This window comes from Rhodopirellula halodulae, from assembly GCF_020966775.1.
Classification (GTDB): domain Bacteria; phylum Planctomycetota; class Planctomycetia; order Pirellulales; family Pirellulaceae; genus Rhodopirellula; species Rhodopirellula halodulae.
This window is the reverse complement of the sequence record NZ_JAJKFV010000019.1, coordinates 1-10,539: the sequence shown is the minus strand read 5'-3', so window position 1 is coordinate 10,539 and position 10,539 is coordinate 1. Positions and strand designations below refer to the sequence as shown.

Sequence of the window (10,539 nt, the reverse complement as noted above, 5' to 3'; positions counted from 1 at the left end):
GTTTTCGGTTGCCATCGGTCATCGCACACTCCGTTGCTTCGAGGAGCTCAAAGTATCGCGTTTATCAGGCTTTCAGCAAATACCAGTTTCCGGATAGGCTCTAATTGTGTCGATCGCGATGACAGTGGTTGTACGTCTCATCCGCCGTATACACCTCGGTAAACTACTGCTACTCGGATTTGCTCTTTGGATTGCGTTGACGTACACGGGCACGAAATTCTTCCACCACGACCGATTTGTCGAACTACACCAGTCTCACAATGACTACGTCCCGGCGTCCGGATGTTTGACCTATGAACCAAGCTTTGGGCACCTGTTCGCCTCGTATTCGATGACGCGAGCGGAATTCGATGCTTGGGTCGCTCAATTTCCTGTTCCAATGTCCGAATACGACTCACAGCTTCAACGCTTCGACGAGGATCGATTAGGTTTTACTGACCCTGACGCGGCGTTCGCTACACAATCTGCTTCGAACGGCGGGCAAACCCGTGCCTACTTCAAAGACGGTACGATGTATCTGTCGCGAAACGTCATGTAGTTCCTTGCCTTCCGGAATTGCGGGTAACCATCGCGTGCACACGGAGCGGCGGTGGAGAGTTTTCACAAGTGGTTGCCTGGTTTCCGCCGCCCGGTGACGCGGGTCGTTATCGCGGCAACGAATGCAGGACTTGGCGATGACGACCTCGGTTGCTCACCACGCCATCATTGATGCTCGCGAACGACGCTCGATGGTGATCCGCTGACGCGAAGAAAACGTTAGCCACCATGAACGTCAAACCAATCGACGATGAACACGATGGCAGCCACAACTGCGGTCGGTTGGTCGACAAACTCCGTCACTCGATCCCTCAATACTCGTCGCGGTCATGCGAACGGTCGTCAACCTTTCTAACGAACGACTGCGTTCCGGTTGCCAACCGATTGCTTCACCGCGACTCCAACGTATCACCGCTGCGTAGACTCCCGGAAGCGATGCGAACGATGTCGACTACACCTGATTCAATCCTGTGACGTTCTCCATCAACATCGTACCCATCGCTTCCTCACCTCTAGCTGCGCTCGTGATCGCCACTCAACGATTCCAAGTCGCTCGCTTGAATCAACGACTGAATACCCGATAACCATGCGATGATGACGGAGCGGTGGTGGAGACCAACTCGGCGTTCCAATCGCATCGCTCGCCACCGCCCGCATATCGCAAACGTTATCGGGCACTTGTCGAATGATTTTCAAGCAATGCTAAAGCACATTCACGAGCATCTTAAACATCGTCACGAAGCTCAACGAGCGATTAGCGAGCGTGTTGACAAGCCACTCGCTTTGTTATGGTTCCTCGGTCTTTCGCTGCCATATTCAATGATGGCGAGCGTGCTTATTGGTTGGCGAAATAGCTACCAACCAGATCCGGGTGTCGTTGAACTGACGGTTCGAACGCTAGCTATCTGCATTGGCTACGTCGTAGTTGTAGCGATCCTCTATCGTGTCATAGTTCGCCCCGCGATCCTCTCGCTTAGTTCTGAAATTCAATCGGGAAAATGCGTTAACGACACCGCGTCGGAGGTCTAAGATCGATAACCACGCGATGATGACGGAGCGGTGGTGGAGACCAACTTGGCGTTCCAATCACATCGCTCGCCACCGCCCGCATATCGCAAACGTTCCCCGACTGAACCATTGCGACACTTCTTGCATCAACCTTCGCGCATGAGGCGTATTACTAGACGCCGCATCATCGATGAACCAGATCTACCACTATCTATATCTCACTCGACCCTGGTTGCCATCACTTGCCCTATTTGCGATGGCTGTTGCCGCGTGTCACGGCGCATATCGGCTACGCTTGCCCCACTCATTCGCCTACTCGATCGCGGGACTACTCCTGTTCCTTTCGTTCTTCGCTGATCAACTGTTGCTCGGCGTGTTCGAGGATCGGACTGTTTATCCCGACGGCTCGATCCGATTCACGATCAACCAGACAAAGGCTGCGATTTCGATGGGCGTTCAATCTCTCGGTTGGCTGACCGCGATCGCTGGTGCCTATTTGCAAATCGCCCGAACACGTGCCCATACTAGAGATCCTCTCGATACTGGATCGCGTGAAGACACCCAAATCCAGGACGCGGGGAACAATGCCGTGCACCGGAGCGGCGGCAGCGCGTTTTCAGATGGTTAGTTTTACTCTCGCCGCCCGGTGACGGCCGACGTTATCCGACTGAAATCACCAGATGACCTTTCGGACATTCGACCTGCTTCTACTCGCCGTTGCCTTTGCTGGCGTATGTGGCGTCCAGCCCCTTCCCGGAGTGATAGCCACACTGTCGTCGGTTGCGATTTGCACGGTATGCTCGACGTTTCGAGCCGCTCGATCATCTGAGTCCTCGCCGCGTGTCGTCGGTGCGTTCGTGGCGGTTGCTTCTTTCTGGCTCATGGCCGTCATTCGTGGTGTCGCCTACCCGCTTAGCTTCGCTGACGGTGCGGCCCGATTGTCTTCAGCGACCCAGTTCCTCGACGCCCCGCTAATCTTCCTATTTGTAGCCGGCACAACTATCCTCTCCGCGTTGTTCGGGTTGCTTGTCGGGCACTACTTCGCGATGTGGCGGGACCATGGCTGGAGACATATTTTCGACGATCCGAGCGGATAACAATCGCGTGCACACGGAGCGGCGGTGGAGAGTTTACACAAGTGGTCGCTTAGTTTCCGCCGCCCGGTGACGCGTGACGTTATCGCGGCAACTCATGCCGGACTTAGCTACGCAGATCTCAGCTACACACAACGCTATCGTCGGTGCTCGTGTTCGTCTTCTCGACGACGCATCTACGGCACGATAAAAACATCCAACACAGCGAACATCAAACCAATCGACGTTGAAAACAATGGCGGACACAACTGCGGTCGGTTTCTCGGCACACTCCGTCGCTCGGTTTCGCGACATTCGTCGCGGTCAGACGAACGGTCGTCAACCTTTCTGACGAACGACTGTGTTCCGGTTGCAACCGATCGCCTCACCGCGACTCCAACGTTTCACCGCTGCGTAGACTCCCGGAAACGATGCGAACGATTTCGATTGCGTCTGATACAATCCTGTGACGTTCTCCATCGACATCGTACCCATCGCTTCCTCACCTGTCACTGCGCTCGTGATCGCCACTCGACGGTTTCGAATTGCTCGATTGGATCCACCATAGTATTCCCGATAACCACGCGATGATGACGGAGCGGTGGTGGAAACCAACTTGGCATTCCAATCACATCCCTCGCCACCGCCCGCATATCGCAAACGTTATCGCGGCAACTCATGCCGGACGTAGCTACGCAGATCTCAGCTACACACAAGGCTACCGTCGGTGCTCGTGTTTGTCTTCTCGACGACGCATCTACGGCACGACGGAAACATCCAACACAGTGAACATCAAACCAATCGACGTTGAAAACAATGGCGGACACAACTGCGGTCGGTCGCTTGGCACACTTTGTCGTTCGATCTTGCAACATCCGTCGCGGTCAGGCAAACGGTCGTCAATCTTTCTAACGAACGACTGCGTTCCGGTTGCCAACCGATCGCCTCACCGCGACTCCAACGTATCACCGCTGCGTAGACTCCCGGAAACGATGCGAACGATGTCGATTGCGTCTGATACAATCCTTTGACGTTCTCCATCGACATCGTACCCATCGCTTCCTAACCTGTCGGTGCGCTCGCGATCATCACTAGACGGTTTTGAACTGCTCGATTGGATCCACGATAGTATTCCCGATAACCATGCGATGATGACGGAGCGGTGGTGGAGACCAACTTGGCGTTCCAATCAAATCGCTCGCCACCGCCCGCATATCGCAAACGTTATCCGACTGACGATTTGACGTTCGCAATTTTACTGCGAGATTGCATGAAGAACCCATATGAACCTCCACGTCCCATTTCGCAGTGCTCAAGTGGTAATCGTTGGGTGTTCGCTTGGAACACGTTAATCACATTGCTAGCCGTTGGATTGTGCCTTATCGCAATTGACGTTTTCACGAGTCATCGCGCGGAGCTAGCTATCTCCGGCAACATGCTTGTGTTTCTTACTGGCATCGCAAATGACTGGACGATATTGGCAGCTCTCGCATTGCTGCTCGCACAGTTATCGACCGCTCCGCTGCATCGCCGTCCTCACCTGACTCGATTTGTCGCGTTCGTTGTTTGCGTTCTATTTACTTTCCATTTCCCTTCGCTTCGGTTCAAGCAGGAAAACTTAATTGGGGCACTGTTCGCATCTACCCTACTCTCTCCGCTTCTACTATTTGGTTGTGGTCTTCCGCACGGCTTTGCTCGACTGCTGGGACAAAAAGACGGTGTTTCAACCGCATCACGCACCGCAAATGACGGATAACCATTGCGTGCACACGGAGCGGTGGTGGAGACCTGGTAACCTTTCCAATTTCATCTCTCGCCACCGCCCGGTGACGCTAAACGTTATGCGTGAGACCGATACGCAGATCCATGCTCTCGTTCAGCGATCACTGCCGACCCAACCGATGCTGGATACCGGCGCGATCTCGTGCTCGGATATGCCGCGTGAAATTCAATCTCGTGATTGCGCTCCAGTCGTGCCGAAACGACGCTCGACACCGCGTCCATGACTCATCGATGCTGAACCGACTGACACTCAGCCGCTCGTGACCTCACCGACTCTCATCGAAATGAATCGCTTGGCTGACAATCGAACACCTGCTCCACTCGATGCTCGCGATCGCGCACGGCTGCCGCGGAAACGCATAACCATGACATGCACACGGAGCGGTGGTGGAGACCTGCTTCGCTTTCCAATCACACGGGTTTCCACCGCCCGGTGATGTCCGTCGTTATCCGATACACCCTGCTGGTTGACAGTGAAATGAGCGTCGCTATCTCTATGCATCAAGACATCGAAAACGTCGACGATGTGCAAATGATCTCATGTTAGTGCTACTCATCACTGTTTGCACACTCGCACTCTACACGCTGGACCATCTCCGGGCGCAAAACAAACGCCATCCATACAATGGAATCGCGATTCAGTCTCACTACCTGACGTCACCCTGCCATTTCGTGATTGTCGGATACATTTACCTGCACTACTTGCTAGTTCTCATCATGCTGCCAGCGATGCGGACTCCCGAATCATCCGTGCTCTGGCACGCACCGCTCTTCGCTCCTGTACCATTGGCGTCGATCGCACGCCTGATGAGTGCCGCAGTGCTCGGCTACACTCTGGTCTGTTTTGTGTTTCGTCCAGGACCCCATCCGCGACTTCGCTGTGCGGACTCCCTCACCGCGTCTTTCGAGATTGTGTTTGTCTGCTCGACATTCTTCGCCATTCCTCAGAATCTTGGATAACCATGACATGCACACGGAGCGGTGGTGGAGACCTAATTCGCTTTCCAATCACACGGGTTTCCACCGCCCGGTGATGTCCGCCGTTCTGCCATAGATACATAGCAATGAATCGACATGCCAAACCGAGTGCCGGTCGATCCAATATGTACTCGTCGTCAAAGCACACGAATTGGTCGCAATACGATCCACAGCAATCCGAACTGAATTCACTTGGGCGGGTTCGTCCAGCTGCGATGTACGGACTTGAAGATGGTTCCCAAATCGCTTTGCTGGTTTTGCCGTTGCACCATAGATTCGTTCGTCCGTTCGATGAAGAAGACGTGAAACGCATTCTTGCCATCGTTCCGCAAGAAATGCTCGTCGGCCTACAACGCATCGCCTTGCTCGGCGGCTCGAACCGTCAGGAAAAATCGGCATGGAACAAGAATTGGTGGTACGGCTGTTATGGATCCGGTTCAATCTCACTCTTTGCGTTCCCGGAGCGTCGTCGTCTTTGGGAGTCTCCGAATCTTCACAAGCCATCTGAAATGCACGCCTACGAAAGGGCTGGCGTCGAAATGACGCACGTGGGCGGAAAGTGGATCTACAGATTCTCGGATAATTCAATACGCCGGTTCTATCTTTGGGATGTGCTTGTCCACGAAATCGGTCATCATGTCGACCGCTTCCATCCCGATCGTTCGACGAAGCGGTCCGAGCAATTTGCGGAGTGGTTTGCTCGCACCTACGGATTCGAGGCAGAACAAAGCGATGCACGCCGAGCCGCCGAGTAGTGTTTTCACAAGTGGTCGCTTACTCGCGGCGGCCGGGTGATCGCCGCCGTTACGCCATTGAATGCATGACTGATCGCATCGCCAAACTGAAAGCACGCGACAAAGCAATGCGACAATCGCGTGACAAGGTGCTTCGGCGTGTCGCACAGTATTTGACGACGATTGGTTTTGCAAAGGCTGGGTCCGGAGATTTCGTGCGGGAGTCCAATGACCGAACTGAGCACATTGGCTTTCAAAAACACTCAAGCGGACGGGATGTTCGCGTGATGGCGCACATCGTGATGAACGGCTCGACAGGGACGGTCATCGGTGGACCATGGAGCGACGCATACACGCGCCCCAGTTCACCAAACGGAATTCGCTACAATTTTGGCTGGACCACGCGTGATGAGGACATCGCACGCTGCGCCGACGAGTTTTGCCGATTTGTCGACGATGTCCTGATCACTTGGTTCGCTAACCCGATTCCGCTGCCAGAAAAGGCGTAACAATGCCGTGCACACGGAGCCGCCGATCAAGCGGTTTGCCAATGGAGAGCGTTTCTCCGGCGGCCCGGTGACGGCCGACGTTCTACGATCGAATCGAAAGCAATCTCCGCGTTTCTGAAATGGTTCGAAAAACCAAGCAATTTACGATGCTCGTTGTCGCAACAATTGCGTTCGCCAGCGTGACTTGGTTCGCAATCTCCAACGACCCAAACGCCACGTTCCAAAATGCAGTTCAGCATTCGAACGAAATCGTCATACACGCCAAAGGTTACGAGAACACAGCTTCGCGCCATAGAACCGTTTTTCTTCGGATGACCGACCCGGATGCCATTTCTGAATTTAACTCGAACATTCGCTTCAAACGCTCTTTCGGGGGCGAGCGATGCGGCTGTCAGGGATTCCCAGGAATCGATTGGTTTCACGGCACCGAACGCATCGCTTACGCCGGACTCCAGCATGAGACCCATGTTCGGTGGACACCTTACAGCTACGACATGCCGATGACAGATACATCCAGACAATGGCTCGCTCGGTACATGGCCCAACACGGAGTGCCATTGACCGGAATGGCCGAGGAATAAGCTCCCACAACTGAATGAATGCTCGTACCGACAGTACACGTCGCAGCGTCTGAGTAGGCGTAGAACAATTGCATGCACACGGAGCGGTGGTGGAGACCTACTTCACATTCCAATCACGTTGGCTTCCACCGCCCGGTGATGCTGAGCGTTATCCGACTGAATCATGACCGCAGATGAGACCGTTGATTGGATCCCAATCAGCGAAACAGATTTGCTTAAACTGGTTGACGACGAAACCCCTCAACACAACGCATCGGCCAAACGTCTTTGGGACGCGATTCGCATTCAACCAGTCAAATGGCAACTTCACCCATGGGGTGACCTCGGCGGTGGGTTTTGGGTCGTCGCCATTTTCGGCCAAACGGTGGTTTGGTACAACGATATCGAGGATGGATTCAATACCTCGCCTTGGACGACTCCGGGGCTCATTGATGCGTACTTCTGCGATCAGGCTGATTTGCGGTCCGTGCTTTCGTACCTTACTGACTCGCTACTCGGCGGCACCGCGTTGCCTCCAAAGCTCGGCCCTCCGCGACCGGGTGTGATTGGCGGATAACAATGACATGCACACGGAGCGGTGGTGGAGACCTGCTTTGCATTCCAATCACACGGGTTTCCACCGCCCGGTGATGTCCGCCGTTCTGCTACGAAACTTTGATGGGTATCACGTTCCGATACATCGCTGACATTGCCTTGGAACCGTCCGAGCTTGGCGAATGCCAGTGCTGCGAACGTGCCGCCGCTGTGTCGTACAACTACCGCGGTGAAATTGTCGATCCATCAGCAGCGGCCAATTCGAAATTGGCCGAGGAAGAACCCGAAATCTACGCAGCATGTGCTGGCTGCATCAACGCTGGCTTGGTACGCAAGAGCGAATACGAAATTGCCGACATACAGAAACTCATAAACAGGTTTGCCAGCGACAAACAGGACGCGGTCAAGCAATACCATCGGATCCCACACATCCCACTTATGATGCAGGGCGAGGATTGGCCGCTTTGCTGCGGAGACTGGTGTGAATTCATTGGTGTTCCTACCGATTACAACGAGTCGGTGCGTGTTGTTTCGCAGCATCAATTTTGGGATCGGCGCCCCGTTGAGCCTCATTGGGACTTCGAATTGAAACCTGAATCATTGCGTGAGATCTGTATTTTCAGATGCCTGTCGTGCCGTAAGACGTATTTCATTTGGCAGCCGACATAAGGCAGAACAATGCGATGCACACCGAGCCGCCGAGTGGTGTTTTCACAAGTGGTGTATTGCTCGCGGCGGCCGGGTGATCGCTGCCGTTCCCCGGAACTGAGCCTATCGCTCTTTCAATACTCGGGACCAACTCACCGATGGTGAAAGCAATCTCCGACGGACGCTCGAAACCAGAAATCCGCCTACTCTACCCCGCATTCAGTTCACTAGGTGTCAATCACACGCAAACGCAACCTGATTTGGATCAAGCGATGGTCTGGCTGGACTGCTATCGGCTGCATTTCGCTACCGCCCCTCGGCACGGCCTATAAGATGGTCCGCGCGTTTTACTCAACATCTCCCGCGGACTACTCCACAGCGTCAAATGAACTTGCGGGGAATATTCGCTTTCCTTTGTTTCTCTCAACTGCTCTACTGCCGATTGCGATCTCATCCTTTGCGATATGGCTACTATGCTCGTTTCATTTGCACCGATCGAATCGCGAAGCGGTCGATGAGACCGGGGAACAATGCGATGCACACCGAGCCGCCGAGTAGTGTTTTCACAAGTGTTTGATTATTCGCGGCGGCCGGGTGATCGCTGCCGTTATCGCGGCGACTTATGCAGGACGTAGCGATGCCGATCTCGGTTGCACACCACGCCATTATTTGCGCTCGCGATCGTTTTCTCGTCGGTGCGCCGATCGCACAATGAAGCGTTCAACACTTTGAACGTCAAACCAATCAACGCTGAACATGATGGCGGACGAAACTGCGATCGGTCGCTCGGCACACTCCGTCGCTCGATCTTGCAACATCCGTCGCGGTCATGCGAACGGTCGCCAACCTTTCGGACGAACGGGCTGCGTTCCGGTTGCCAACCGATCGCCTCACCGCGACTCCAACGTGTCACCGCTGCGTAGACTCCCGGAAACGATGCGAACGATGTCGATTACGTCTGATACAATCCTTTGACGTTCTCCATCGACATCGTACTCATCGCTTCCTCACCTGTCGGTGCGCTCCTGATCGTCACTCGACGGTTTCGAGTCACTCGATTGGATCCACGACAGAATTCCCGATAACCACGCGATGATGACGGAGCGGTGGTGGAGACCAACTCGGCGTTCCAATCACATTCCCCGCCACCGCCCGCATATCGCAAACGTTATCGCGGCTAAAAGAGCGATGCATCAACAGATTCAGTATCGCCCCGGCAATGTATCGAACGCTGCTATTGCGACAATCAAATCAACACACGCTCGTGAATTACGCCGACCCTGGCTGCGTTACAATCCCCAGATCTTCTCCGATGATCACGACGACTTGCGTGGCAAGCAAGTTTCGTGGGACATCGTCACACGCCGGGTCGAAAACATGGTTGAACCAGATCGATATCGTTTAACGTTCCAACTTTCGGCACCTTCCGGTCCGCACCACGCATTGACTCCTGGGCTTTTGTTCCGACTTTGCGAAGGGCCCAGGACTGCAATCTGGACAGGACGCATTGAGCAGGTCTTGGAGATGCCGCGAGACCCCGGATTCTGGTATCGTGGCACCTCGTTTTGGCGAGAAAAATATGGCGAGTGACGTGATAACCATCGCGTGCACACGGAGCGGTGGTGGAGACCTGCTTCGCTTTCCATTCACATCGCTCGCCACCGCCCGGTGACGCTGACCGTTACCCGACTGATTGATGGCTGAGGAATTCACAGCATCTTGCACCTGCGGTTATCGATCGCCGCTACTTACGACGGCGCCGCACCACGAACCTGCGACCTGTACTGGCTGCAACAGTGTCGTCAATGCCAAGCGTCCAAGCTTTCGGTTCGATTACGAAAACTGCCCAAATTGCGATTCAACCATTGACTCTAAGAACCTATCCGAAAACCCCGAGTCTGCTGTAGATGAAGTAGGCAAACGCGAGGTGAAGACCGGCGATGTGATTCTGAACGTTTTTGTCCCATCGAATGAGGATGGCTCGAAAGCGATTGAGCCAACCATGAGTTCTTTCAACCACCCACCGCCGAGGACGCTCGCCAGAGGCTCTTTCCAACTCACGTTTCTCTTCTCCTCGGCTGCGGATGTGCGAAGTATAGCCATACACGGATTCGATGAGCTCGCGGACCGCAGTCGAATCATACGCTTTATCCAA

The 10,539-nt window shown here is 54.3% G+C and carries 8 protein-coding genes; 7 read left to right on the top strand and 1 reads right to left on the bottom strand.

Features of this window, described 5'->3' with window-relative positions:
• The first annotated feature begins 124 nt into the window (after positions 1 to 124).
• From LOC70_RS12810 to LOC70_RS12780, 7 genes are all read left to right on the top strand, one after another.
• Positions 125 to 538: a hypothetical protein gene (locus LOC70_RS12810; RefSeq protein WP_230253979.1), complete on the top strand. Its 414-nt coding sequence runs from the start codon at positions 125 to 127 to the stop codon at positions 536 to 538.
• Between the two features lie 1,302 nt (positions 539 to 1,840).
• Positions 1,841 to 2,173, top strand: a complete 333-nt coding sequence (locus LOC70_RS12805) for a hypothetical protein (protein ID WP_230253978.1) — start codon at positions 1,841 to 1,843, stop codon at positions 2,171 to 2,173.
• 2,767 nt (positions 2,174 to 4,940) lie between these two features.
• The gene (locus LOC70_RS12800) at positions 4,941 to 5,360 is read left to right on the top strand and encodes a hypothetical protein (protein ID WP_230253977.1); all 420 of its coding nucleotides are present in this window, start codon (positions 4,941 to 4,943) and stop codon (positions 5,358 to 5,360) included.
• 266 nt (positions 5,361 to 5,626) lie between these two features.
• Positions 5,627 to 6,133, top strand: a complete 507-nt coding sequence (locus LOC70_RS12795) for a hypothetical protein (RefSeq protein WP_230253976.1) — start codon at positions 5,627 to 5,629, stop codon at positions 6,131 to 6,133.
• A gap of 65 nt (positions 6,134 to 6,198) precedes the next feature.
• Complete coding sequence (locus LOC70_RS12790) at positions 6,199 to 6,621, top strand: hypothetical protein (RefSeq protein WP_230253975.1); 423 nt, start codon at positions 6,199 to 6,201, stop codon at positions 6,619 to 6,621.
• Between the two features lie 744 nt (positions 6,622 to 7,365).
• Entirely contained in the window at positions 7,366 to 7,758 is a 393-nt protein-coding gene (locus tag LOC70_RS12785; protein WP_230253974.1) for a hypothetical protein, read from the top strand.
• A gap of 101 nt (positions 7,759 to 7,859) precedes the next feature.
• A complete protein-coding gene (locus LOC70_RS12780; protein ID WP_230253973.1) occupies positions 7,860 to 8,405 on the top strand; it encodes a CbrC family protein in 546 nt (181 codons plus the stop codon).
• 1,858 nt (positions 8,406 to 10,263) lie between these two features.
• Here LOC70_RS12780 and LOC70_RS12775 read toward each other — a convergent pair.
• A partial coding sequence (locus LOC70_RS12775) for a transposase (protein WP_230253972.1) occupies positions 10,264 to 10,539 on the bottom strand: 276 nt, incomplete at its 5' end.

Coding starts and splice junctions, on each gene's coding strand:
- LOC70_RS12800 (WP_230253977.1), top strand. CDS start 4,941: ATGTTAGTGCTACTCATCACTGTTTGCACACTCGCACTCTACACGCTG.
- LOC70_RS12790 (WP_230253975.1), top strand. CDS start 6,199: ATGACTGATCGCATCGCCAAACTGAAAGCACGCGACAAAGCAATGCGA.
- LOC70_RS12785 (WP_230253974.1), top strand. CDS start 7,366: ATGACCGCAGATGAGACCGTTGATTGGATCCCAATCAGCGAAACAGAT.
- LOC70_RS12780 (WP_230253973.1), top strand. CDS start 7,860: ATGGGTATCACGTTCCGATACATCGCTGACATTGCCTTGGAACCGTCC.